This is a genomic window from Microbacterium sp. LEMMJ01, from assembly GCF_002114135.1.
GTDB lineage: Bacteria > Actinomycetota > Actinomycetes > Actinomycetales > Microbacteriaceae > Microbacterium.
In genome coordinates this window covers 38,817-62,616 of the sequence record NZ_NCTV01000035.1, presented here as the reverse complement: position 1 = coordinate 62,616, position 23,800 = coordinate 38,817, and the positions used below count along the sequence as shown (strand labels likewise).

Sequence of the window (23,800 nt, the reverse complement as noted above, 5' to 3'; positions counted from 1 at the left end):
TCCCTGTGGCCCATGTCCTTCAGAACGTCGTCTTCCCGCTCGATCGCGACCCCGACCTGCTCCCGCTGTACGCGGACCCCGAGACGTGGTCCGTGATCGAGGAAGAACCGGTCCGGGTCTCCAGCCGCGCACACCTGGGCAACATCCTCGGTCGGCACCGCGCACGCATCGTCGCAGGACGGCGCGTCTCGCTCGGCACCTACTTCAACGCGTTCCCCGCGTCGTACTGGCAGCACTGGACCAGCGTCCGCGAGGTGCAGCTCACCGTCAGGACCACAGGGCCGGCCACGATCCTCGTCTATCGTTCCAACGGCTCCGGGGTGCGTCAGCGCGTGGCGACGCGTGAGGTCACCGGCGAGGCGACGACCTCCTTCGACCTCGACCTCACGCAGTACAGCGACGGAGGCTGGATCTGGTTCGACATCGTCGCCGACGAGAAGCCCGCCGTGCTCGAGGGCGCGGAGTGGACCACCGAGCACGAACCTGCCCGCGCCGGCAAGGCCTCGCTCGGCATCACGACCTACAACAAGCCCGACTACTGCGTCGAGACCCTCCGGGCACTCGCCGCCTCCCCCGATGCCCTGGAGTTCGTCGACCGCATCTTCCTGGTGGACCAGGGCACGCAGCTCGTGGCTGACCAGGACGGCTACGCGGAGGTCGCCGAGCGTCTCGGGGAGACCCTGCAGGTGATCCGCCAGGGCAACCTCGGCGGCTCGGGCGGCTTCGCCCGGGCGATGCACGAGTCCCTGCAGCGCCCGGAGAGCGACTTCGTGCAGCTCCTCGACGACGACGTCCGCATCGAGCCGGAGTCCCTGCGCCGTTCCATCGTCTTCGGCCAGTTCGCCACGACACCCGTGCTCGTCGGCGGGCACATGTTCGATCTCCTCGATCGCCCCAAGCTGCACGGCTGGGCGGAGGTCGTCGACGAGGGTCCGTTCATGTGGCGCAACCTCTACCAGGAGAAGATGCCGCACGACTTCGGTGCTTCCAACCTGCGCCAGTCGCCGCTGCTGCACATGCGCATGGACTCCGACTACAACGGCTGGTGGATGTGTCTCATCCCGCTCGATGCGGTCCGCGAGGTCGGACTCTCCCTTCCCGCGTTCATCAAGTGGGACGACGCGGAGTTCTGTCTCCGCGCCGGTGAGGCCGGTTTCCCCACCGTGGCGATGCCCGGGGTCGCGCTGTGGCATGTGTCCTGGGTGAACAAGGACGACTCGATCGACTGGCAGGCCTACTTCCACGCCCGGAACCGCATCGTCGCCGGGCTGCTGCACTCCACGGCGCCGCGCGGCGGGCGCCTCATCGTGCACAGTCGGCGCGTGGATCTCAAACACCTCATGATGATGCAGTACTACCCCGTGGCGCTGCGGGCTCGCGCGCTCCGGGACGTGCTCTCCGGCCCCGCGCACATGCGCAGGAACCTCGCGACGGCGATGCCCGCCGCGCGCGCCCTCGCAGCCGAGTATCCCGAGACCGTGATTCACCGCGATCCGGCCAGGGTGCTGCACTCGCGCCGCGGCCGTCAGGTGTTCAAGCGGCTGCCGAAGAACGAGTTCGACAGCCCGACGGGTCTGCGGCTGCGCATCTTCACCCTGAAGACACTCGTCTCGCACTGGCTGCACCGCCCCGACCCCGCGAACATCGCGCAGCCGGAGGTCGAGTTCGGCAAGGAAGACGCGCACTGGTGGCGCGTCCCGCCATACGACAGCGCGCTCGTCAGCGCTGCCGACGGCTCAGGGAAGAACATCTACACGCGCGACCGTGCCAAGTACCGCCGCATGCTGCGGGAGTCCGTCCGGCTGCATGCCGAACTGCGGCGGCGATGGCCGGAGCTCCAGCGGCAGTACCGCGATGCCCTTCCAGACCTGGTCTCGCCCGAATCCTGGCAGCAGATCTTCGAGGAGAAGGCATGACCACCGAGGCCTCACCCTTCGATCCGGCGTCGGCCGCGATCGTCATCGTCACCTTCAACCGTTCGCACCTGCTGACGGGCCTGCTCACCAGCATCACCGCGATGGACCCGAAGCCGGGCCGCGTGATCGTGATCGACAACGCTTCCTCGGACGATACGACCGACGTCGTCGAGTCCTTCCGTGAGGACATCGGCACCGAGCTCGTCTACCGTCGCCTCGACGTCAACACGGGCGGCTCGGGGGGTTTCAGTGAGGGCATGCGCACGGCGTACGACCTCGGCGCCGAGTGGATCTGGATGATGGACGACGACGTCGAGGTGCTCCCGGACGGCCTCGGCCGGATGGGGGCGTGGGCGCCGCGCTTCAAGAGCATCCAGGGACGGCGCTACGACTACGACGGCAGCGAGTTCTACTGGCAGTACCGGATCGCGGAACGCATGGGCATCCCGATCCCCTTCGCTCCTGCGGGATTCGATTCCTCGGGATACAAGGAGATGAACAGCGGCTGCTTCGAGGGCATGTTCATCCACCGCTCGATCGTGAAGCAGATCGGACTCCCCGACCCCCGCTTCTTCATCTACTGGGACGACCAGATGTACGGCTGGCTGGCCTCGCGCCTGACCACCGCGGTCATCGTCGACGAGTTCGTGCTGCGCCGCACCCGCGAGATCCGACAGTGGGACATGGGAATCCGGCACATGAACGCGTCGAGCAACGCGTACCGGTACTACATCATGCGCAACCGGGCGTTCATCAAGCAGTACTACCGCGCGCACGGTGTCTACAACCCCGTGCTGTTCGGCCTCGGGACGACCGCGACGTTCTTCAAGGAACTGATCCGGCTCGTCTTCGTCGAGCGCACCGTCCGCGGCACGAGCAACCTGTTCCGCGGGCTCAGGGACGGTGGCCGCATCGGTCGCGACCGGACCTGGGAGCCGATGAGCCCTCTGGAGGCCTGAGATGGACGAGCCGCAGCCCGAGGTACGGTGGGCCCCGCTTCCCCCCGCGCCGAAGCGCACCGGCCGGGTGTGGCTGATCGTCGGGCTGAGCGTCGCGGCGCTCGCGATCGTCGGACTCCTGCTGTTCTTCCTGCTTCCGCGCGACGGTGACCCCGAGCCCGTCGACAGCACGAGTCCGACTCCGACCGCCACCCCCTCGGAGACGGCCGCCGCCACTCCCGCTCCGACGACGACCCCGTCCGCGACCCCGGAGCCGACTCCGATCACGACGGCGCCCCCGATCGGCGATCCGACAGTCGAGGTGTTCCGCGACAAGGTGTCCGGGTGGCTGAACTCCGCCGATCGGGGTCTCGACATCGTCGCCGGGGCGAGCGGTCAGGATGCGCTTCCCGTCGTGGACTCGCTCCAGGAGGACGCCCAGCGCCTGGGCGACGCCCTGCCGCCGTCCTCCATCCAGGACTCCTGGCGCTCCGGCGTGGAGACCTACGCCCAGCGGCTCACGGCACTGCGCGCGGCGATCGAGGGCGGCTCCGGCGTGCCAGGGGTCATCGACAGCGCGCGCGCTGCGGCGGCAGACCTGCGCAGCCTCGTGGGGCTCTGACGCCCCGGGGTCCGAGCACGATTCAGACGGAGTAGTCCGCGTTGTAGCGGTCGAGCACCTCGTTGATCGGGGCATCCAGGGCGAGCGTGCCGCGGTCCAGATAGAGTCCCCTGGTGCAGAAGCGGCGCAGGTCGCGCTCGTTGTGGCTGACGAAGAACAGCGTGCGACCGTCGGAGAGCAGCTCGTCGATGCGCTTGTAGCACTTCTCACGGAAGGCCTTGTCGCCCACCGCGAGGACCTCGTCGACGAGCAGGATGGGCTCGTCGAGCTGAGAGACGACGGAGAACGCGAGACGCACCTTCATTCCGTTGGAGAGGTGCTTGTACGGCGTCTCCTCGAATCCGGCGAGCTCGGCGAACGCGATGATGTCGTCGTATCGGCGGGCGACCTCGTCCTTCGACATGCCGTGCAGCCCGGCCGTCAGCCGGACGTTCTCCCGGACCGTCAGATCGCCGACGAATCCGCCGGTGATCTCGATGAGCGGCGCGACCCCGCCGTTGACGCTGACAGAGCCCTCATCGGGCAGCAGCACGCCCGCCACGAGGCGGAGCAGCGTCGACTTGCCCTGACCGTTCCGCCCGACCACGCCGATCGATTCGCCCGGTTGCACGGTGAACGAGACGTCGCGGAGCGCCCAGAACTCTCCGGGCCGCGAGCGTCGGGACGCTCCGGCGAACAGGTCCTTGAAGCTGCGCTGTCCACGACGGTTGCGGCGGAAGCGCACACCGAGGCCCTGCACGTCGATCGCGGCGTCCATCACAGCTCCTTCAGCACGGGGCGCTCGAGGCGTCGGAACGCCCAGACGCCGAGCGCGAGGATGAGCAGGCACATCACGGCGCTGACCGTGAGCGTGAACGGGTTCCACTGGTCGGGGAAGAACGGCATGCGATACAGCATGAAGATCCCGGCGAGGGGGTTGAAGGCGCCGAGCGTCTGGAAGACACCGGGCAGGTCCGTGACGTTGTAGATGATCGGGGTGGCGTAGAACATCGCGCGGAGGATGAGCGCCGTGGTGCGCTCGAGGTCCGTGTAGAGCACGCACAGCGGCGCGACCAGGAGGCCGAGGCCGACAAGCAGCACCGTCTGCATGAGGATCGCCACCGGCACCCAGAGCACGCCCCAGCCGATCTGCACCACCTGGTCCGGATGGCTCTCGAACAGGAGGTTGACCACGATGAACAGCACAAGCACCGGGAGCGAGAACAGGAACTCCATGCCCTTGCTGAGCACGATGCGGTTCACCCAGATGGAGCGCGGGATCGACGTCGAGCGGACGAGACGGGCGTCCTTCTTGAACGCCCGCGTGAAGTCCGACACCGAGCTGTTGAACCACACCCACGGCAGCAACGCGCTGATGAGGAAGATGATGTACGGCTGCTCACCGACGTCACGACGGAACACCTGGGTGAACACGAACCAGTAGATCGCGCTCATCACCAGCGGGTCGAGAACAGACCACACGTAGCCGAGGAAGCTCGTCGCATACCGGACCTTGAGGTCACGGGCCGACAGCAGCCACAGCGAATGCAGATAGCGCCGGGGCGTCCCGGGCGCCCCGACAGCAGCGTGACTCACGATTCCGAGTCTAGGAGAGAGTGTTGTTCCAGAGCGACAGCGCCGACCCGATGGCCATGTGCATGTCGAGGTACTGGTACGTGCCCAGGCGTCCGCCGAAGTGGACGTCCTTCTCCCCCTTCGCGAGCTCGCGGTAGGCCAGCAGGCCCTCGCGGTCGGTCGGGGTGTTCACCGGGTAATAGGGCTCATCGGTGCGCTCGGCGAAGCGGGAGAACTCCCGCATGATGACGGTCTTCTCGGACTCGTAGACGTCCTTGCGCTCCGGATGGAAGTGCTTGAACTCGTGGATGCGGGTGTACGGCACATCCATGTCCGGATAGTTCATGACGCTGGTGCCCTGGAAGTCGCGGACGTCCAGCACCTCCTGCTCGAAGTCGAGCGTACGCCAGCTCAGCGCGCCCTCGGCATAGTCGAAGTAGCGGTCGACGGGACCGGTGTAGACCACCGGGACCTGACCGACGGTGGCCTTCTTGTTCAGCGGCTGGGACTCGTCGAAGTAGTCGACGTCCAGCTTCACCTCGATGTTGGGATGGTCGGCCATGCGCTCGAGCCACGCGGTGTAGCCGTCGGTGGGCAACCCCTCCCACGTGTCGTTGAAGTAGCGGTTGTCGTAGGTGTAGCGCACCGGGAGCCGGCTGATGATGTCGCCGGAGAGCTTCTGCGGGTCGGTCTGCCACTGCTTGGCGGTGTAGTCGCGGAAGAACGCCTCGAACAGCGGGCGCCCGACGAGGGCGATGCCCTTCTCCTCGAAGTTCGTCGCGGACTTCGCATCGAACTCGCCCGCCTGCTCCTTGACGAGCGCACGGGCCTGGTCCGGCGTGTACGCGGCCTGGAAGAACTGGTTGATCGTCCCGAGGTTCACCGGCATCGGGAACACGACCCCCTTGTGGGTCGTGTAGACACGGTGCACGTAGTTCGTGAACGACGTGAAGCGGTTGACGTACTCCCACACCGTCGCGTTCGACGTGTGGAACAGGTGCGCGCCGTACCGGTGCACCTCGATCCCGGTCTCGGGCTCCGCCTCGCTGTAGGCGTTGCCGCCGATGTGGGAGCGGCGGTCGATGACGGTCACCTTGCGGCCCGCTTCCGCGGCGCGCTCGGCGATGGTGAGGCCGAAGAAACCCGACCCGACGACGAGAAGATCCATGCTCCCATCGTATCGGCGCCCGCCTGGGAGCCCGTGCCACGGAGGATCGCATCGCCCCATCGCACATCGCTGTCGTCGATCCCCACGCGGCCGCTACGCTGAGCGAGATGCGGGGTGACCGCAGCCCCTTCCTTCAGATGGAGTTCCCATGTTCCGACGTGCGGTGCCCGCTGCCCTCGCGGCCGTCGTCCTCGCTCTCTCCCTGCTCACCACGACGAGCGCCTCGGCCGACACGGTACGGCCCGCGGCGACCGGAGCGCTGGCGGACATCACGTTCCCGGCGGGAGTCTCCCGACTCTCGGGCATCGACCGGTACGAGACCGCGATCGCCGTCGCGAAGAAGTACGCCTCCGGCACCGACGCCGTCTTCGTGGCGACCGGGGCGAACTTCCCCGATGCCCTGTCGGCCGCCGCGGCCGCTGCGCGCCTGGGCGCACCTCTGCTGCTCACCCCCGGATCGGCCTTGCCCGCCGCAGTGCGCACGGAGATCGCACGCCTGAACCCGGCCACCATCTTCATCGCGGGATCGGAGGGCGCGGTGAGCGCCGCCGTCGAGCGTGCCCTCGCGACCATCGCCCCCGTGGAGCGTCTCGGCGGCGCCTCCCGTTACGAGACGGGCGACGCTCTCGTCCGGCGAGCCTTCCCTGCGGCTACCCACGCCTTCATCGCCACCGGACGGACGTTTCCCGACGCACTGGCAGCTACCGGCGCCGCCGGCGCCTCCTCGGCACCTGTCATCCTCGTCGACGGCAACCTGAACGCTCTGCCCGCGCAGACCCGGGACCTGCTTACCGCCCTCGGCGTCTCGGCAGTCACGGTCGTGGGTGGCACGGGCGCCGTATCGGCGGGCATCGCCGCCGAGCTCGCGAACACGTACGACGTGCAGCGTCTCGGCGGAGCCGGTCGGTTCGACACCGCAGCGCTCATCAACGACTCCTTCTTCGCCCCGGGTTCGGCAGCGGCCGCCTTCCTCGCCACCGGCCAGAACTTCCCCGACGCGCTGGCCGGCGCAGCGTTGGCCGGACGCACCAAGAGCCCGGTCTACGTCACGAACGCCGGATGCGTCCCGGAATCCGCGCACCGGTCACTGCAGCGGCTCGGAGCACCCAGCACCGTAGCGCTCGGCGGGGCAGCCGTCGTGAGCGCTCAGGCGGCCGCGAACATGGGTTGCCTCACGGCTGGAGTACCGACCATCTCCGGAACGGCGCGCGTCACCGGGTCGCTGACGGCGAACGTCGGCACATGGACTTCCGGGACATCCTTCCAGTACCAGTGGCTCGCGAACGGCAGCCCGCTCTCGGGCGCCACCGGCCGGACGCTCACCCTGACCGCGGCGCACGCCGGCAAGCAGATCTCCGTCCGGGTGACCGGAAGTCTGTCCGGCTACGTGACGGCATCGGTGCTTTCGGGCCGGACCGCCGCGGTCTCCTATCCGCCTCGCACGACGCCCATCGACAGCTGGAACTGCCCGAGCTGGGCGCCCATCAAGGGCAACATCGGCGAGAAGGAGAAGATCTACCATCTGCCGGGCGGTCGCTACTATTCCGCGACCAATCCGGAGGAGTGCTTCCGCACGGAGGCGGCCGCGCAGAGCGCCGGCTACCGGCGCTCCAAGCTGTGAGGACCGTCGGGGGCACCTCTTCCGGAGCGTCGGTGGCCCCACGATAGGATCGCGCCACGGCCGCCGGGCTCTCCGGACGCCACGAAGAGAATCGAAGACTCCTTGAAAACACGTTCGCACCGTCGCGTCGTTGTCGCCGCGACTGCACTCGCCCTCGCTCTGTCCGGTCCGCTCGCCGCGGCAGCCGCCGATGATCCGGGGCTCCCTCAGCTCGATCAGGTCGACGCCGCTGCGCCGAATGCCGGAGGGCACTTCCGCCTCGACGAGTCGTCCGCGTCGGCCCTGAGGTCCCCGGAAGCCCGAGCATCGGTGGCGGCCGCCGCACCGTCCGCGGTCGATGCGCCGACAGTCACCGAGGTGACCTCCACGCGCGCCCGTGCCACATGGTCGGCGCCCGCGGACAACGGGTCGGCGATCATCGGATATCACCTGCAGCTCCTCATCGGTGGGAATGTGATCGACGAGATCGTCACCGACGTGCCGACTCTCGGCGTGACGCTCACCGACCTCGCACCGGACACGACCTACGGCTTCCAGGTGGCAGCGGTCAACGCGGTCGGGACCGGTCCGTCCTCCCCCGCGCAGAGCTTCACGACGACGCACTCCTCGGTGGAGCGCCAGTTCGGCGCCGACCGCTTCGAGACCGCCGTACGCGTCTCCGAGAGCGCCTTCCCGTACGAGGGCGTGCCCGTGACGTTCATCGCCAACGGGATGAACTTCCCCGACGCGCTCGCGGCGGCAGCGGCTGCCGGCACCTTCGGCGGCCCGGTGCTCCTCACCCGCCCGGGCAGTGTGAGCACGGCGACGATCGACGAGGTCGCGGCGCTGAAGCCGGAGTTCCTCATCGCCGCCGGGGGGAAGGCCGTCGTGAGCGATGCGGTCCTGAACACTCTCCGGCCGTCGGCGACCGTGGGCACGGAACGTGCCGCCGGCGCCTCGCGATACGAGACCGCCGGCATCATCTCCACGCTGTGGGAGGCGACGGGTACCGTCTACCTCGCGAACGGCATGAACTTCCCGGATGCGCTGGCCGGTGCGGCGGCCGCCGGTCACGAACGCGCGCCGGTCCTGCTCACCAAGCAGAACACGCTTCCCGCCGAGACCGCCGCGTACCTCCGGTATCTGCGACCGTCGAAGCTCGTCGTCCTGGGGGGAACCGGCGCCGTCAGCCAGGCCGTCGTCGATCGCGCGCAGGCGGCCACGCAAGGCTCGATCGTCTCGGTCCAACGCCTGTTCGGCGACAGCCGGTACGACACAGCCGTCGACATCTCCCGGCGGACGTTCACGACTCCGCGGGTCCCGGTCGTGTACGTCGCGAGCGGGCAGAGCTTCGCGGACGCCCTCGCCGGCGCAGCCGCGGCCGGCGCGCTGGGCGGCCCCGTGCTCCTCACCGCACCGACGGAGATCAGCGACGCGACGATTGCGGAGATCAAGCGACTGGACCCGGTACGGGTCGTCGTGCTCGGTGGTCCCGCCGTCGTCAGCGACGCTGTCCAGAACCGCATCGCGAACGCGATCGACTGACTGACGGGGCGGTCGTGACGCCTCGACGTCGCGACCGCCCCGCCCCCGAAAGGCAGCTTGTGCCCTCCCGCACCCGTTCTCGCGTCGCCGTGACCTCGATCGCCCTGGCGGTCGCCGTCGTCACCCTGCTCGCCTCCCCCGCCCCTCCCCCTGCTTCGGCGGCCCCCCGGCCACAGACGACGGTCGAGCGCATCTTCGGCGCGGATCGATACGAGACTGCGGCGGCGGTCTCCGCGGACGCGTTTCCCCGTACCGGCGTGATCACCGCGCTCGTCGCCAGCGGCGTCGACTTCCCCGACGCGCTCGCGAGCGCCGCCGTGGCCGGTTCGATGGACGGCCCCGTGCTGCTCACCAAGCCGGGGTACCTGCCGGCGGCGAGCGCCCGGGAGATCACCGCGCTGTCGGTTGACAGCGTCTTCGTGACCGGCGGACCCGGGGCCGTCAGCGACGGCGTTCTCCATCAACTGGAATCGCTGACGGGGGGCGCCTTCCGTTTCGGCGGCGCCGACCGATACGCGACGGCCGCAGCCCTGCTGCCGTGGTGGATGCTCGAGTTCCCCGATGTGGTCTTCCTCGCCAGCGGTGCCGACTATCCGGACGCGCTCTCGGGTGCAGCCGCCGGAGGACACCTGGACGTTCCCGTCCTGCTCGCCGCGCCGGACAGGCTTCCGGCCGAGACCGTCGCGGCCCTCGGGCGTCTGGCACCGTCCAGGGTGATCGCGCTGGGCGGCACCGGCTCGATCAGCGACGCCGTGCTGGAGAGCGCGCGACGGGCGGCCGGCGACGGCGCGACGGCCGAGCGTCGTGGCGGGGCGACCCGCTACGACACCGCCGTGTCCGTGTCGCAGGGCACGTTCGCCGACCCGGGTGTCCCTGTGGTCTACGTCGCGAGCGGCGAGGACTTCGCCGATGCGCTTGCCGGCGCCGCTGCCGGAGGCAGTATCGGCGGCCCCGTGCTCCTGACCCCTCCGGAGGAGGCTCCCGCGGCGGTTCTCGCGGAGATCCGCCGCCTCGCCGCGGAGAGGGTCGTGATCCTGGGAGGGACGAGCGTCGTCAGCGAGCGCGTCGCCACGCAGATCGCCGCTGCGGTGCGCTGACGGAACCGCTCCCTGACGCCTGACCGGCACCCGGGAGCGGTTTCCGCATCAGGCCGCGGTGCCGACGACGATGCGCGGTGTGCCTGCCCAGAGCGCGGCATCGGTGGCCGCTCGCCCGTCGACGATCAGTTTGATGCCGGGAAGCTGCGCAGGACTCAGCTCGCGATAGTCCGCATGGTCGGTCTGCAGGATCGCGAGGTCGACCTCCTCGCCCATCGCGTACGGTTCGAACCCGAGGCGGCGCAGCTCGTCGTCGCTGTACAGCGGATCGTGCACGACGACATCGGCCCCGCGGTCCTGGAGCGCCTTGACCGTGGGGAAGACTCCGGAGAACGCGGTCTCCTTCACCCCTCCGCGGTATGCCGCACCGAGGACCACGGCCCGCTGGCCGCTGAGGTCGCCGAGGATGCCCTCGGCCTGTGCGACCAGTCGCTCCGGCATCGAGGCGTTGAGCTGACGGGCCACGCGGACGATGTCCGCGTCCGGGTCGGTCGACAGGTACAGCCGGGGATAGACGGGGATGCAGTGACCGCCGACCGCGATTCCCGGGCGATGGATGTGGCTGTACGGCTGGGAGTTGCAGGCCTCGATCACCTTGTAGACGTCGATGCCATGAGAGGCGGCGAACAGACCGAACTGGTTGGCGAGACCGATGTTGACGTCACGATAGGTCGTCTCCGCCAGCTTCGCCATCTCGGAGGCCTCCGTGCTGCCGAGTTCCCAGACGCCGTTCGGCTGCGCGAGGTCCGGACGCTCGTCGAACTGCAGCACGGCCTCGTAGAACTCGCGTGCGCGCCGATTGCCCTCGCTGGAGAGCGCACCGATGAGCTTCGGGTACTTGCGCAGGTCGGCGAACACCCGCCCCGTGAGGACGCGCTCCGGAGAATACGCGAGGAAGAAGTCCTCGCCCTCCGTGAGACCGGATCCCTCTTCGAGCATCGGCTTCCAGCGGTTCCGAGTGGTGCCGACCGGAAGCGTCGTCTCGTACGAGACGAGGGTGCCGGGTGTCAGATGCTCGGCGAGCGAGCGCGTGGCGGCGTCCATGTAGCGGAAGTCGGGCTCCCAGGTCTCGTCGTCCACGAAGACGGGAGCGACCAGGACCACGGCGTCGGCCCCGGGGATCGCCTCAGCGTAGTCGGTCGTGGCACGGAGGCGGCCGGCGGGGATGAGCTCCTCCAGGCGCTCCTGCAGCTCCGCCTCGCCGGGGAACGGCTCCCGCGCGGCGTTGATCATGTCGACGGCCTTCTGGTTGACGTCGACACCGACCACGTCATGACCGGAGGAGGCGAACTGGACGGCGAGAGGGAGCCCGATCTTTCCGAGGGCCACGACGGCGATACGCATGACCCCCAGTCTAAGGGCGTCGTCAGACGACGCGTCGCAGCCCGGGGACCCTCCGCATGAGGAAGACGACGAGGAAGGACGTCGCGACGACGATCCCCCACTCGAGCACCGAGAGCGGGAAGGACCCGGCCGCCGCGTCGAACGGGGGCACGGCACGCACGAGGAGCATGATCGCGAAGTGCAGGAGGAACACGCCGAACGCGCAATCGGAGAGCTCTCGGATCACGCGCTGTGTCCGGGAGCCCGGCCGCCATCCGGCGAGCGCGCTGTTGGTGCAGACGAACACGCCGAGCGAGGCCGCTGCGACGATGGGGCCGAAGTAGCTGAGAGGAAGGACCGCATCCAGGACCGGCAGGTGCGGACGCGAACCGTACTGGATGATCGACGCGATGACCGCGACGATCGTGCCGCCGATCACGAGGGCGAGACGCCCGCCGGACAGCCGGACGTGCCGCAGCGCCCACCCCGCGAGGAAGTACCCGGCATAGGGCAGCCATTGCGTGAGGGCGAGCAGCGTCAGCGGGCTCTCGTCCCCCAGCGCCGTCAGCACGGTCGACGACATCCCGGTGATCACCGTCGCACCGAGTGTCACGGCGGCGAAGACGAGGGCCCGGCGCTCACTGCCGCCGCTGAGGAACGCCGCGAGGACGGGCGCGACGACGTAGAGGCCGACAATGAGCCACAGGAAGTACAGGTGCGTGTACGGCTGGCCGTCCAGGATGAACCGGGCGACGTCGGCACGGGTCGGCTGGAGCTGGGAGAACAGGGTCCGGATGAGGAGGAAGTAGAGCAGGGACCAGAACACCAGCGCCATGAGGAGCCGCGGGAGCCTCTTCCGATAGAACGCCGCCGGGCCCTTGACATGCTGCCGCGGGGAAAGCACGAACACGCCGGAGATCATCACGAAGACGGGAACCACCCAGACGAAGCCGATGTCGGCGATCACGGCGCCCCACCACCCGGGTGTACCGCGCACCTCGGGATTGGCCACCATCCCCGCGAACACGTGGATGGCCACGACACCGAGGACCGAGACGATCCGCAGGGCATCGAGCGACCAGACCCGGCCAGACCCTTCGCGTGGCGTGCGATCGAGACCGTCGTCGGTCTCAGGCTGTCGTGATTCGGGAGTCACGACCAGTCCTGGAGCACCTGCACGACGCGCTCGGCAGCCCGGCCGTCGCCGTACGGTGCCGCATCGGTGGGTTCGGGGCGCGGACGCCCGACGCCCCTCGCGATCTCTTCCGCGTCCTGCGCGAGGACGTTCCATCCGAGCTCGACGGTCTCGACCCATTCCGTCTCGGTGCGGACCGTCGTGCACGGTACGCCCAGCAGGAACGCCTCCTTCTGCAGTCCGCCGGAATCGGTCACCACCCCGGCGCTAGAGAGCATGGCGGCGACGAGCTCCGGGTAGGCCAGCGGCGGGTGGACGACGACGGCGCCCTGCGAGAGCGAGATCCCGTGTGCCTCGGCCTTGGCGACCACGCGGGGGTGCGCGAGGAGCACGACCGGCCGGTCCAGCGCGCCGAGTCCCGCCACGACCTCGGCGAGGCGTGCAGGGTCGTCCGTGTTCTCCGCGCGATGGATCGTCGCGATGTAATGGCCGCCTGCCGCAAGGCCGAGGTCTTCCACGAGCGGCGACGGGCGCGACGAGACCTCGTCGCGAACCGTGAAGAGGACATCGGTCATCACGTCCCCCACGAGCACCGTGCGCTCCGCGAGCCCTTCTGCCGCGAGGTGGTCGATCGCGACCTGCGTCGGCGCGAGGAGGAGATCGGCCGCATGATCGGTGAGAACGCGATTGTGCTCCTCCGGCATCCGCCGGTTGAAGCTCCGAAGCCCCGCTTCGAGATGCGCGACGCGGATGTGCATCTTCACAGCGCTGAGAGCCGCAGCGACCGTGGAGTTGGTGTCGCCGTAGACGAGCACCCAGTCCGGTCGGTGCTCGTCGAAGACCGCATCCAGCGCCGCCAGCATCGCCCCGGTCTGCACACCGTGGGAACCGGAGCCCACACCGAGGTGGACATCCGGGGTGCCGATGCCGAGGTCTTCGAAGAAGACGTCCGAGAGCATCGGGTCGTAGTGCTGGCCCGTGTGCACGATGACGTGGTCCACTCCTGCGGCCACGAACGCCTTGTGGATGGGAGCGAGCTTGACGAACTGGGGACGGGCGCCGACGACGCTGACGATCTTCACAACACGCAAGTCTACGGAACCGGGGCGCGAGCGGTCAGCGCCGCCCCACCCACCACGTGGCAGCGCTGAAACGCAGCGGCGCCTCGCGGGCCCACAACAGCGCAGGCCGCGCCGGCAGGAGAGCCTTCACCGAGACGAAGCGCCGGCGGCGCCGGGACAGTTCGTCCAGCATGCCGTCGGGCGTTCCCGGCTCCTCGGCGGCGACGATGAGGTCCCGATCCGCGGTCGAGAGCACGTGCACTGCTCCGGGTGAGAACGATCGCAGAGCCTCGATGATCTCACGCAGGGCTTCGCGATCGCCCGGCACCCAGGCGCCCGCCCGGTAGTGGATGGCGCCGAAGACGGTGACCCGCCAGAGCTTGACCGCGAGAGCCTCGCGATCCCGCCGTCCCAGTGACGGGGCGAAGGACCCTTCGAGGAGCAGCCGGACCGCCTGAAGCTCTTCGCCCAGCGGTCGGGCGGCGAAGGTGACCCGCTGTTCGCCGTCGTGGATCAGATACTCGCCGGACCCCCGGTGCACACTGATCCCGGCTGCCGAGAACCAGAGACGCACACCGAAGTCGAGGTCTTCACCGGTCGCCAGCCCCTCGGTGAAGCGGAGCCCGCCGAAGCGCGACGTCGCGATGAGGCCGAGCGGGGCCGTGCGGTATGCGAGGCGGTCGCGACGGCCTCGGAGACGCCGCTGGCGGAGCGTCGGAGGGGTGGGCACCCGCCGCCCTGCGGCATGACGCAGGGGCGCGATCACGACATCGGCGTCGTCCCTCTGCGCCGTCCGGCGCCACGCATCGATCGCGCCGGTCGTCAGCTCGTCGTCCGACCCCATGACTGCCACGTAGGCACCGGCCGCTTCCGCGATACCGAGGTTGAAAGGCCCCGCAGGACTGCGCACGTCGTCCCGCAGCTCCAGGAACCGCACGCGGTCATCCTGTGCCGCGGTCCCCGCGGCCTCGCGGATCGCGGCTTCCGCGATGTTGTGGCACACGACGTGGACGGCACGTACGCTGCGCGAGGTCAGGACCGACGAGACAGCGCGCGCGATGTCCCGCCGAGGATCGTGCACAGCGATGACGACATCGACGTCCCGCGGCAGCGGAGCGACCCCGCGACCGATGGCGGTGCGGTAGGCCGCCTGTGTCGCCGTGCGCCTCTCCTCAGGATCGAACAGGGCGGATGCGGCGGCCGCGATCTCGGGCGCCGATCGGTCACGATTGAGCTCCTGCACGCGCTGCACGGCATCGGCGTACGCGCGGGGCGACCACGCGTCGACGAGCACGCCGTCCGGTTCGGAGACGAACGACCGCTGCTCTCCTGATGCGGACACCACCACGGGGCGTCCCGCCACGAGGGCCTCGGCGATCGCCACGCCGAAAGTCTCCATGCGGGTGGGAAGGACGAACACATCGGCCTCGGCGAGGAGAGCCTCCACCTGGGCTGGAGCGACCCTCCCCCGCAGCTCCACGTGGTCGGCGATCCCGAGCTCCGCCGCGAGCGAGAGCAGCGCTTCGCGCATCGGGCCGTCTCCGGCCCACAGCAGCCGGGCGTCCTCTCCGCGCTCGCGGAGCTCGGCGACCATGCGCACCGCGATATCGGGGCCTTTCCGCTCGATCAGGCCCCCGACACCGACCAGGGTCAGTCCCCCGCTCCGGGGACGGGGATGCACGATGGTCGGCCGCTGCACGGCGTTGGGGATGACGACGGTGGGGCCGCGTCGTGTCCGTTGCACCGCTCGCGCCAGATCGTTGCCCACGGCCACCACCACATCCGGACGGCGGAGCGCCGCGCGCACCAGAGGCAGAGACGCCCGGGCGGCCCGCGGTGCGGTGTCCGGCGCGAGAAGGGCCGACCAGTGTTCGGTGTGCACCCACGGACGCTCCACGCGGTGCCCCAGGAAGGGAAGCAGTGCCGATGCCGCCATGGAATGCACGAGGTCGACACGAGCGGCACGCTCGACGATGATCGCCCCGGCGCGCCGGATGCTCCGTGGGTCTGTCGTGGACATCCGCACCGTCGTGACGGGGAAGCCCACGGTCGCCAGCTCACCGTCTGCCGAGAGGTGGATGACCTCCACGTCGTGATCCTCGCGCAGCATCTCGATGTCGCGCTGCACGAAGATACCGGTCTCCGGTCGGCCCGCAGTGGGAAGCCAGGGCGTCACGACCAGAACCTTCACGAGAAGACGCTATCAGGCTCGCCCGCGCCGACGCCCGCGCCCATCCGCGAGGGAACTCACCAACTCCGCCGCACGCGCACCCGTGCGTCGCGCGTCGTACTCCGCTTCCCAACGCTCGCGAGGCGCGTATGTCCCCGACGGGGCGTCGAGCACCGCGGCGAGCGCCGTCGCGACCACGTCCGGATGCGCGTCGGCGTCGACCAGCTCCCCCGTCCGCAGTTCGGGCCCCACGATCTCCGGGGTCCCTCCGACAGCGGTCGCCACGACCGGGATGTCGAAGGCGATCGCCTCCATGATGCTGACGGGCACGCCCTCGGACGCCGAGAGGTTCACGAAGGCATCCGCGGCCCCCGTCTCGTAGAAGGCCGAGACCGTGGCGTTCGGGACCTGGCCACGCAGATCGACCTCGATGCCGGGCGGGAGGGAGAGGACGCTTTCCCGTAGTTGCGGGAACAGCGGCCCTTCCCCGAAGTGCACCCAGCGTACCGGCCGCGAGGGGTCCAGGGCGTGCAGTGCGAGGACAGCGTCCCGGATGCGATCGACGCGCTTCACTTCGCTCACCGCCGAGCACGACACGATCGTCCGCACGGCGTCGCGCTGCCGTCGGGGTGCCTGATCCGGCCCGTATGCGCCGAGCCTGCTCACGCGCACCTTCCCGCCGACCTGCGGATAGCGTTCGTCGAGGTACTGCGCGGCATCGTCGGAGATGGCCAGCACCCGATCGGCGCGAGCGAAGAGGAAGGGACGGAACGGCAGATAGCCACCGATGGCCCGCTCCTCGTAGAGGTCATAGCGATGGACCCGGACGACGCGCGCGGACACCCCGCGGAGCCACGGGAGGGCCAGTCCCCCGCCCATCGCCCAGAAGGCGTAAGCCACCGTGTCCCGGTCACCGGCGATGGCCTCGCGCACGGCAGAGCGATGAGCCTGCGTCATCCCCACCTTCGCGCCCATGGCGAAGAGTCGCGCGTTGCGCAGCAGGCGGCCGCTCCAGAGCTCACGCCACGTCGCCTGCAGCAGCAGGGCGAGGGGCCCGGCCTCGATGAGCTTCCGCGGCGCATCCTCCGGGGCAGGCTCGAAGAGGTTCCCGCCGAAGCGCACTCCGGGCGGAAGAGCGACCATGCCGCCCGTCGTGTCCCGTGCATGGCAGAACACGACGACATCCTCGAACCGCTCAGCGAGCGCCTCGATCTCCTTCTCCACGAAGACGACATCCCCCGCACGGTAGGGATAGTCGTTCGTGAAGAGGATCAGTCGGCTCATCGCCGTGTCCGCTTCGAAGGAGCAGCCAGGAGCGCGGCCAGCGCATCGGCCCACCGCTCGGCCTGCTCCTCACCGGACAGATCGCGGGCGGAGGCTGCCGAGGCCTGTTTCCATGCGCGCACCCGCTCCGCGTCGAGCCCGTCGAGGAGTCGGGTGAGCGCCGGGGCATCGAAGCCGTCGGCGACCGCGCCGAAACCGCCCTCCTCCAGGACTCTGGCCATCTCCGGCGACGGGCCGATGATCACGCCGAGACGCGCCTGCACGTAGTCGAAGAACTTGTTCGGGAGCGCCCAGGTGTTGTTGAAGTTCACCGGCGGCAGAAGGTGGACGCCGACGTCGTGGGCGTTCAACGTCCGCGAGAGCTCGACATACGGCACGGGATCGTGCAGCTCGACGCGCGCGGACGCCTCGGCTCTCGCGCGCACCTCCTCCAGGAACCCCGGGTCGTTCGGAGTGAGGTAGAGGGAGAGCCGGACGTCGGCGGAGGTCGCCTCGGCGGCATCGATGATGGCGACGATGTTCCGGTCGCGCAGGGCGGCGCCCGAGTGCACCAGACGGATCGGAGCTGCCACCGGCGTCGGCTCGAGATCGGCGTACGGGGCTGCGTTCGTGACCACTCCGGCGTGGATCCCGTATCGACGCTCGTATTCCTGCGCGATGCCCTGACCGACGGTGGTGACCGAGTCGGCACGCACCACGAAGGTCCGGCACATCCAGCGGATGAACGGTGCGACGAACAGGCGCCACCTGCGCACGTCCTCCTTCTGCCGGGGAGCGTACTCGTGGAGGTCGGCATGCACGCCGTGCACGGACTGCTGCGCGAGCGCCAGGCCGACCGCGTCCACGTCGTTCGCGAGGACGAGGTCCCACTGCGTGCCGGCCAGGCCGGACAGCGCCGCCGCGATCGCCGGGTTGGACCAGTACGCGTGCCGGTAACGGCGCAGCAGCACCGCGAGGCGGTCATAGCGCCAGATGGGGAACTCGTCCGGGATCTGCAGGTGACCGCTGACGCCATCGGGGGCGTCGCCGTACCCGACCGTGTGCACGGCGAAGTCCCGGCGCAGCCGAGCGATCTGCTTCAGCAGTCGCGCATCCGCGCGGATCGTCGAGAACGAGATGATCAGCAGGCGGGGGGCGCTCATCGACGCCCCTTCGCCACGAGACCGTGGATGATGCGGTCCCACTTCTCGACCTGACGTTCGCCCTCGAGCTCGCGGGCACTGTCGTGCGCGTGCTGCTTGAACGCCGCCACCGACTCCGGCGTGAGCTTCTCGATCGCCTCACGCAGGGCCTCCACGGTGAAGTCCGATGCCACGGCGCCCAGGCCGTATCTCTCCACGTACCCGGCCATCTCCGGCGAGGGGCCGACGACGATCCCGAGCCGTGCCTGCACGAAGTCGAAGAGCTTGTTCGGCAGGGCGTGCCGGTAGTTGAAGGTCAGGGGCGGGAGGAGGAAGACCCCCACGTCGTAGGAGTTCAGCGTCGTCACGAGCTCCGCATACGGCACCGGATCGAGGACGCGCACGCGGTCGGTCGTCGTGGCATACTCCTTCAGCTCCTCGAGATATGCGGGGTGATTCGCCGTCAGGTAGAAGTCGAGGGTGACGTCCGCGTCCGCCGTGGCCACGGCCTCCGCCATCAGATGGAGCTGGCGGTTGGTGAGGCCGGCCCCGCTGTGCACGAGCCGGATCGGCGAGGACACCGCGCCGGGGCGGAGATCGTGATAGGGCGTCGCATTGCTGACCAACTCGGCGTGGAAGCCGAAGTTCCGCTCGTACTCTGCTGCGAGCCCCTCGCTCACGGTGGTCCACGCCGCCGCCTTCGTGACGTAGGTGCGGACCACCCAGTCGAACCACGGCGTGATGCGCTGGAACCACAGCTCGTTGTCGTCGTGCAGCCGCGGCGAGTACTCGTGCAGATCGGCGAGGACGCCGTACCGGGGACGCAGCTTGACGGCGACAGGGACGGCCTCGACATCGTTCGCGATGATGACGTCGAACTTCCGTCGCTTCAGCGCTTCCCGAGACCAGCGCACCGCCGACAAGCGCCAGTACGCCTTCCGGTAGCGCTTGAGGGTGATGAGCTTGCCGTCGAGATCGTTGTAACGGATCTCCCGCGGCAGCGAGAGGTGCTCCACCACACCCTCCGGGGCGTCGCCGTATCCCAGCGTCGTCACGTCGAAGTCCTTGGTGAACCGTGCGATCTGCTTGAGCACCCTCGCGTCACCCGTCAGGGGCGAGTACGACATGATGAGCATGGTTGGGCGGGCGGTCATCGGCTGCTCCTTCGCTCGCGCGTGCAGAAGTAGAGGACGTATCGGCGGAGGGTCGACTCACGCGCGAAGCTGTGTACGAGATCCGGGGTCAACCAGCGATCGCGACGGCCCGCACCGCGGGAAGCGGCGACGTCGGTGCGGAGCCTCAACGCGTGAGAGTCGGTGAGCAGCCCGTCGAGGATGCGTCGGTCCTGGCGGTTGAACGGCAGCAGAGCGCGCGGAGCGACGTCGAGCAGACGCCGGAGCAGTGCTGCGAAAGCGATGACACCCTCGTCGTCCAGCTCTTCCGCCAGCGCTTGCACGTTGCCCAGGACGGTGATCCGGATGAGCTTGACGGCCAGGGCCGTGCGAGCACGGGGTGAGAGATCGGCGAAGACCCCGTCATCGAACAGACGCACGATCGGCTCGAGCCGCTCCGAGACGGTCATGACCCCGAGCGTCGTCCGCTCCGCCGCGTCCTCCCCGATGACGTAGGCGCCCGCTCCGCGGAGCAGATCGATCCGTCCCCCCTGGGCCCAGAGACGGATGCCGAACTCGAAGTCCTCGCCCACGCGTACGCCCTCGAGCATGCGGAGGCCGAGCTCGCGCATCCGAGCGGTGCGGAACAGGCCGAGGGGCGCTGTGCGGTAGAAGAGCCGATCGCGGGCGGCGTCCAGGCGTCGGCGGCGACCGAGCCGCACGAGAGGGTTCGGCATGAGCGTCTGGCCCTGCAGCCGGATCTGCGCGATGGCCGCGTCCGGGCGCTCCGCGCGCACGTGACGGATCCATCGCGACATGGTGCCGGGCTCGAGGAAGTCGTCTGAGCCCATGACCCCGCAGTACTCGGCCTCGACCGCGGCGAGGCCATGGTTGAACGGTCCGGCGGCGCTCCGGATCCCGTCCCGGAAGGGCAGGACCCGGATGTCGCCGTCGATCCCCGCGAGGCGTTGCTCCAGGATCGCCGGGTCGAGCCCGTGCGCCACGACCGTGACACGGACGACGTCGCGGACGTCGGCGTCCTGGACGAGCGACGCGACGGCGCGCTCGATCGGTCGCCGCTCGTCGTGGCAGGCGATCACGACGTCGACGAACGGCGTCGTCACGTCAGTCCAGCCAGCTGCGCCTGCTCGGCGAAGTTGGGCACGCGGGCGACGAGCTCGTCGAACGTGCCCTGGTCCGCGATCGTCCCGTCCTGCATGAAGCAGACCAGGTCGCTGTCCCGGATCGTGGAGAGCCGATGCGCGACGGAGACGATCGTGACCTCTCCCTTGAGACTGCGGATGGCCTCGGTGACCTTCGACTCGGTCTTGGTGTCGAGCGCGCTGGTCGCCTCGTCGAGGACGAGGATCAACGGGTCGCTGTACAGGGCCCGCGCGATGCCGAGGCGCTGGCGCTGTCCGCCGGAGAGCGACAGACCACGCTCTCCGATGCGCCCCCGCATGCCCCCCTCGCGGGCCTCGATGGTCTCCCAGAGCTGCGCGCGCTCCAGCGAGGCGCGGACGCGATCGAAGTCGATGTCCTTGTCGTCCCAGTCCAGCGCCACGTTCTGCGCGACCGTGCCGTCGAAGAGGGAGACGTCCTGCGGCACATAGCCCACGCGGGAGCGCCAGGCGGCGAGCACGTCGTTGAGGTCCTCGTCGTCCAGACGGATCTCGCCCTTCTGCGGCACGAGCAGGCCGAGCAGGATGTCCACCAGAGTCGACTTCCCGGCTCCCGACGACCCGACGAGGGCGAGCGAGCTGCCGATCGGGATGCGGAGGTTGATGTCGTGGACGGCGGGGGTGTCCTCATGCTTGGGGTATCCGAAGGACACGTCGGTCAGGGTGAGCATCCGCGGCTCCCCCTCGATCGGCTTCTGTCCCAGTCGTTCCGCCACCTCGATGTACTTCTCCGACACCTGGATGTCGAAGATGACCGCCTGCACGTGCGGGACGTTCGCGGTCGTGGTCGTGACGATCGACTGGAAACCGGTGAGGGAGGGGACGAGGCGGAAGCCCGCGACCGCGAAGAGCGCCACCGATGCCAGTGCCTCCTGCATGCCCCCGAGCGCGTAGCCGATGCCACCGACGAGCACGAACCCTCCGACGAGAGCGGAGTTCAGCACGAAGCCGGGGACCGAGCCAAGGAAGTTCATGTTCGCGCGCGCCCTCGTGCTGAAGGAGCGGTTGTACTGGACGATGCCGGCGACCTCGCCGGTCTTGTTCCGCAGCGTGATCTCCTTCAGCGCCTGCATCATCTCGGTCATCAGCGTCGCGACCTTGAACGAGTAGTCGCGGGAGACCCGCCCCGCCTGGACCGAGCGGCCGGACACCACCCAGTAGAGCAGGGCCATGATGCCGCCGAGGTACACCACCGTGATGAGCGCTGTCAGCGGCTGGGCGACGACGATGATCGCGAGGATGAGGACGAAGCTCACGATCAGCGATGGGAGCTGCACGATCGGCAGCAGGAAGCCGCTGATCGTGTTGGCGATGCCGACATCCGCGATCCGCACGATCTGCGCCGTGTTGCGGCCGAGCCGATAGGTCCACGGCGCCTTGATGTAGCTGTCGAAGAGCTGTCGGCCGATCTCGAGCTCGAACGCGGCGAAGCGACGGGTGGCGAACCACTGCTGGAGCAGCGCGAGCGCGGACTTCACGAGGATGAGGATGGCCACACCGCCGATCAGCCAGATGTAGTCCTCCTCCCCGATCTCGCCGATGACGGGGAGCGTGATCGTGGTCCGCGCGATCATCGGCGTCAGGCTGAGCGCCAGGAGCATGATCGCGCCGATATCCAGGACACTCAGCAGACAGGACACCACGACATAGCGCAGCAGGTAGGAACGGGCGTCTCCGGGGAGGTAGGTCACGAGGTCCCGGTAGGTCTTCGCAACGAGCTTCATGACGCGGAGTCCTCCGGGTAACGATCAGCGGGCATCGGTCCAGTCTTCCATGCGGGACCCGCCCCCGCCTTCACGTTCGCCGAGGAAGCCGGCGAGGGCCTCGGCGGCACGCCGTCGGGAGTGCACGGCTCGTACGAAATCGGGGCCGTCCGCGGCGAACGCGGACGCACGATCCCGGTCGGCGAGGACGCCACGCAGAACGCCCTCCAGATCCGCCGCGCGGGACTGGAGGATCGGGAGCTCGCGGCCGGTTCCGGCGCGCACCCGCTCGCGCACCTCCTCCGCCACATGGCTGATGACGACGCGTCCGCTCGCGAGGGCCTCGCAGGCGGCGACGCCGTAGATGCCGAGCGAGAACTGGTCGAGCACGATGTCCGCCTCGCCGTAGACCTGCGGCATACGGGAGGCGGGGACCCCGGTGACTTCCCGGTACTCGATGACCCCGTCGTCGTGGAGACGCTGCAACGTCGGCGTGACGGCCGCCGTCCCCTTGAGCCCGGCCCGGCTCGGGGCATGCACGACGATCGGTCGGTCCCGCCGCAGCGGTGCGGCCGGAGCCGTCGCCGCCCACGGGTCCACGTCGACCACCACCGGAAGCCACGTCGCCCCCGGCAGGTCCGTGAGCAGATCCGGCGTCGAGACGAAGGCGGGGATCCCGAGCCGCCGCTGCAGGCGATGATTGGCTTCGGTGATCTCCTGCAGGCGCGACTGCTCACCGTACTGTCCGTCACGGAAAGGAGAATCCGGCTCACGGCGGGCATGGTGATCCGGTCGACGGATGTCACTGCCATGCCACAGCAGCGCCACCTGGAGACCTCGGCTGCGCAGCCACGCGACGTCGTCGGCGGGCGTCGACCCGCTGCCCAGCACCTGTCGTCCTGACTCCACCAACACGTGGGTGAAGCCCCGGGCGACGGCTCGTCGCTGGGCGGCCTGCCATCGCCTGTTCTGCACGAAGTAGGCCGTGGGGACCGAGTGGTCGGCGGGGTACGCGAACACATCGTCGGCTCCGCGGTACATGAAGTTGGCCGCGCTCACGCCCGGCAGCCGCTCCGCCGCACGAGCCCAGGCGAACCCCTGACCGGCGGAGTTCACCGGTGCGATGAGCAGCCGTGTCTCCGCGGGCGCGCTCGAAGTCACCCCCGCCGACCGGAACGCCGCGCGCTTCCAGGGGAGCACGCGCTCGGCGAGGGGCTCAGGGATCGAATCCGTCACGGCTCGCTTGAGCCCCGCCAACGCGCTCATGGCC

At 69.3% G+C, this 23,800-nt stretch carries 19 protein-coding genes; 6 read left to right on the top strand and 13 right to left on the bottom strand.

Annotated elements, in window-relative coordinates:
• Positions 1-5 precede the first annotated feature (5 nt).
• From B7W94_RS13610 to B7W94_RS13600, 3 genes are read left to right on the top strand one after another with little or no spacing between them, the layout of a single operon-like run.
• Positions 6-1,916 (top strand): glycosyltransferase, encoded by a 1,911-nt coding sequence (locus B7W94_RS13610; protein WP_085607137.1) that lies wholly within the window; start codon positions 6-8, stop codon positions 1,914-1,916.
• Positions 1,913-2,875 (top strand): glycosyltransferase, encoded by a 963-nt coding sequence (locus B7W94_RS13605; protein WP_085607135.1) that lies wholly within the window; start codon positions 1,913-1,915, stop codon positions 2,873-2,875. The genes B7W94_RS13610 and B7W94_RS13605 overlap by 4 nt, the downstream gene beginning before the upstream one ends.
• A gap of 1 nt (position 2,876) precedes the next feature.
• Positions 2,877-3,476: a hypothetical protein gene (locus B7W94_RS13600; protein ID WP_085607133.1), complete on the top strand. Its 600-nt coding sequence runs from the start codon at positions 2,877-2,879 to the stop codon at positions 3,474-3,476.
• A 22-nt stretch (positions 3,477-3,498) separates the two neighbouring features.
• Here the strand turns inward: B7W94_RS13600 and B7W94_RS13595 are convergent, their stop codons facing one another.
• Genes B7W94_RS13595 through glf form a run of 3 tightly spaced genes read right to left on the bottom strand, consistent with a single transcriptional unit; the run spans position 3,499 to position 6,198 of the window.
• Positions 3,499-4,233, bottom strand: coding sequence for an ABC transporter ATP-binding protein (locus tag B7W94_RS13595; protein ID WP_085607131.1), 735 nt, complete (start codon positions 4,231-4,233; stop codon positions 3,499-3,501).
• Positions 4,233-5,051, bottom strand: a complete 819-nt coding sequence (locus B7W94_RS13590) for an ABC transporter permease (RefSeq protein WP_060921738.1) — start codon at positions 5,049-5,051, stop codon at positions 4,233-4,235. Before B7W94_RS13590 ends, B7W94_RS13595 begins: the two co-directional genes overlap by 1 nt.
• 10 nt (positions 5,052-5,061) lie before the next feature.
• The gene (gene glf / locus B7W94_RS13585) at positions 5,062-6,198 is read right to left on the bottom strand and encodes a UDP-galactopyranose mutase (RefSeq protein WP_085607130.1); all 1,137 of its coding nucleotides are present in this window, start codon (positions 6,196-6,198) and stop codon (positions 5,062-5,064) included.
• 148 nt (positions 6,199-6,346) lie between these two features.
• Between glf and B7W94_RS13580 the strand changes: the two genes are divergently transcribed.
• The 3 genes from B7W94_RS13580 to B7W94_RS18140 all read left to right on the top strand — a co-directional run bounded on the left by B7W94_RS13580 (position 6,347) and on the right by B7W94_RS18140 (position 10,440).
• Complete coding sequence (locus B7W94_RS13580) at positions 6,347-7,819, top strand: cell wall-binding repeat-containing protein (RefSeq protein WP_085607128.1); 1,473 nt, start codon at positions 6,347-6,349, stop codon at positions 7,817-7,819.
• Between the two features lie 102 nt (positions 7,820-7,921).
• The gene (locus B7W94_RS13575; RefSeq protein WP_085607126.1) at positions 7,922-9,343 is read left to right on the top strand and encodes a cell wall-binding repeat-containing protein; all 1,422 of its coding nucleotides are present in this window, start codon (positions 7,922-7,924) and stop codon (positions 9,341-9,343) included.
• An 89-nt stretch (positions 9,344-9,432) separates the two neighbouring features.
• Complete coding sequence (locus tag B7W94_RS18140; protein ID WP_172400125.1) at positions 9,433-10,440, top strand: cell wall-binding repeat-containing protein; 1,008 nt, start codon at positions 9,433-9,435, stop codon at positions 10,438-10,440.
• Positions 10,441-10,488: 48 nt separating this feature from the next.
• Here the strand turns inward: B7W94_RS18140 and B7W94_RS13560 are convergent, their stop codons facing one another.
• From B7W94_RS13560 to B7W94_RS13515, 10 genes are read right to left on the bottom strand one after another with little or no spacing between them, the layout of a single operon-like run.
• The gene (locus tag B7W94_RS13560) at positions 10,489-11,784 is read right to left on the bottom strand and encodes a nucleotide sugar dehydrogenase (RefSeq protein WP_085607124.1); all 1,296 of its coding nucleotides are present in this window, start codon (positions 11,782-11,784) and stop codon (positions 10,489-10,491) included.
• A 22-nt stretch (positions 11,785-11,806) separates the two neighbouring features.
• A complete protein-coding gene (locus B7W94_RS13555; protein WP_172400124.1) occupies positions 11,807-12,919 on the bottom strand; it encodes an acyltransferase in 1,113 nt (370 codons plus the stop codon).
• Positions 12,916-13,980: a non-hydrolyzing UDP-N-acetylglucosamine 2-epimerase gene (gene wecB / locus B7W94_RS13550; RefSeq protein ID WP_085607120.1), complete on the bottom strand. Its 1,065-nt coding sequence runs from the start codon at positions 13,978-13,980 to the stop codon at positions 12,916-12,918. The genes B7W94_RS13555 and wecB overlap by 4 nt, the downstream gene beginning before the upstream one ends.
• Before the next feature lie 34 nt (positions 13,981-14,014).
• The gene (locus tag B7W94_RS13545; RefSeq protein ID WP_085607118.1) at positions 14,015-16,150 is read right to left on the bottom strand and encodes a glycosyltransferase; all 2,136 of its coding nucleotides are present in this window, start codon (positions 16,148-16,150) and stop codon (positions 14,015-14,017) included.
• A 12-nt stretch (positions 16,151-16,162) separates the two neighbouring features.
• The gene (locus B7W94_RS13540; RefSeq protein ID WP_085607116.1) at positions 16,163-17,413 is read right to left on the bottom strand and encodes a glycosyltransferase; all 1,251 of its coding nucleotides are present in this window, start codon (positions 17,411-17,413) and stop codon (positions 16,163-16,165) included.
• Positions 17,410-18,555, bottom strand: coding sequence for a glycosyltransferase (locus B7W94_RS13535; RefSeq protein ID WP_085607114.1), 1,146 nt, complete (start codon positions 18,553-18,555; stop codon positions 17,410-17,412). Before B7W94_RS13535 ends, B7W94_RS13540 begins: the two co-directional genes overlap by 4 nt.
• A complete protein-coding gene (locus tag B7W94_RS13530; protein WP_085607112.1) occupies positions 18,552-19,688 on the bottom strand; it encodes a glycosyltransferase in 1,137 nt (378 codons plus the stop codon). Before B7W94_RS13530 ends, B7W94_RS13535 begins: the two co-directional genes overlap by 4 nt.
• On the bottom strand, positions 19,685-20,770 hold the full coding sequence (locus B7W94_RS13525) for a glycosyltransferase (protein ID WP_172400123.1): 1,086 nt from the start codon (positions 20,768-20,770) through the stop codon (positions 19,685-19,687). Before B7W94_RS13525 ends, B7W94_RS13530 begins: the two co-directional genes overlap by 4 nt.
• The gene (locus B7W94_RS13520) at positions 20,767-22,551 is read right to left on the bottom strand and encodes an ABC transporter ATP-binding protein (protein WP_085607108.1); all 1,785 of its coding nucleotides are present in this window, start codon (positions 22,549-22,551) and stop codon (positions 20,767-20,769) included. Before B7W94_RS13520 ends, B7W94_RS13525 begins: the two co-directional genes overlap by 4 nt.
• A 24-nt stretch (positions 22,552-22,575) precedes the next feature.
• Entirely contained in the window at positions 22,576-23,796 is a 1,221-nt protein-coding gene (locus tag B7W94_RS13515) for a glycosyltransferase family 1 protein (RefSeq protein WP_085607106.1), read from the bottom strand.
• Positions 23,797-23,800: the final 4 nt, after the last annotated feature.

What these genes read in the sequence shown, in the direction of transcription:
- B7W94_RS13560 (WP_085607124.1), bottom strand. Translation starts at nt 11,784, where the DNA reads ATGCGTATCGCCGTCGTGGCCCTCGGAAAGATCGGGCTCCCTCTCGCC.
- B7W94_RS13520 (WP_085607108.1), bottom strand. Translation starts at nt 22,551, where the DNA reads ATGAAGCTCGTTGCGAAGACCTACCGGGACCTCGTGACCTACCTCCCC.
- B7W94_RS13600 (WP_085607133.1), top strand. Translation starts at nt 2,877, where the DNA reads ATGGACGAGCCGCAGCCCGAGGTACGGTGGGCCCCGCTTCCCCCCGCG.
- B7W94_RS13605 (WP_085607135.1), top strand. Translation starts at nt 1,913, where the DNA reads ATGACCACCGAGGCCTCACCCTTCGATCCGGCGTCGGCCGCGATCGTC.
- B7W94_RS13530 (WP_085607112.1), bottom strand. Translation starts at nt 19,688, where the DNA reads ATGACCGCCCGCCCAACCATGCTCATCATGTCGTACTCGCCCCTGACG.
- B7W94_RS13515 (WP_085607106.1), bottom strand. Translation starts at nt 23,796, where the DNA reads ATGAGCGCGTTGGCGGGGCTCAAGCGAGCCGTGACGGATTCGATCCCT.
- B7W94_RS13595 (WP_085607131.1), bottom strand. Translation starts at nt 4,233, where the DNA reads ATGGACGCCGCGATCGACGTGCAGGGCCTCGGTGTGCGCTTCCGCCGC.
- B7W94_RS13580 (WP_085607128.1), top strand. Translation starts at nt 6,347, where the DNA reads ATGTTCCGACGTGCGGTGCCCGCTGCCCTCGCGGCCGTCGTCCTCGCT.
- glf (WP_085607130.1), bottom strand. Translation starts at nt 6,198, where the DNA reads ATGGATCTTCTCGTCGTCGGGTCGGGTTTCTTCGGCCTCACCATCGCC.
- B7W94_RS13540 (WP_085607116.1), bottom strand. Translation starts at nt 17,413, where the DNA reads ATGAGCCGACTGATCCTCTTCACGAACGACTATCCCTACCGTGCGGGG.
- B7W94_RS13535 (WP_085607114.1), bottom strand. Translation starts at nt 18,555, where the DNA reads ATGAGCGCCCCCCGCCTGCTGATCATCTCGTTCTCGACGATCCGCGCG.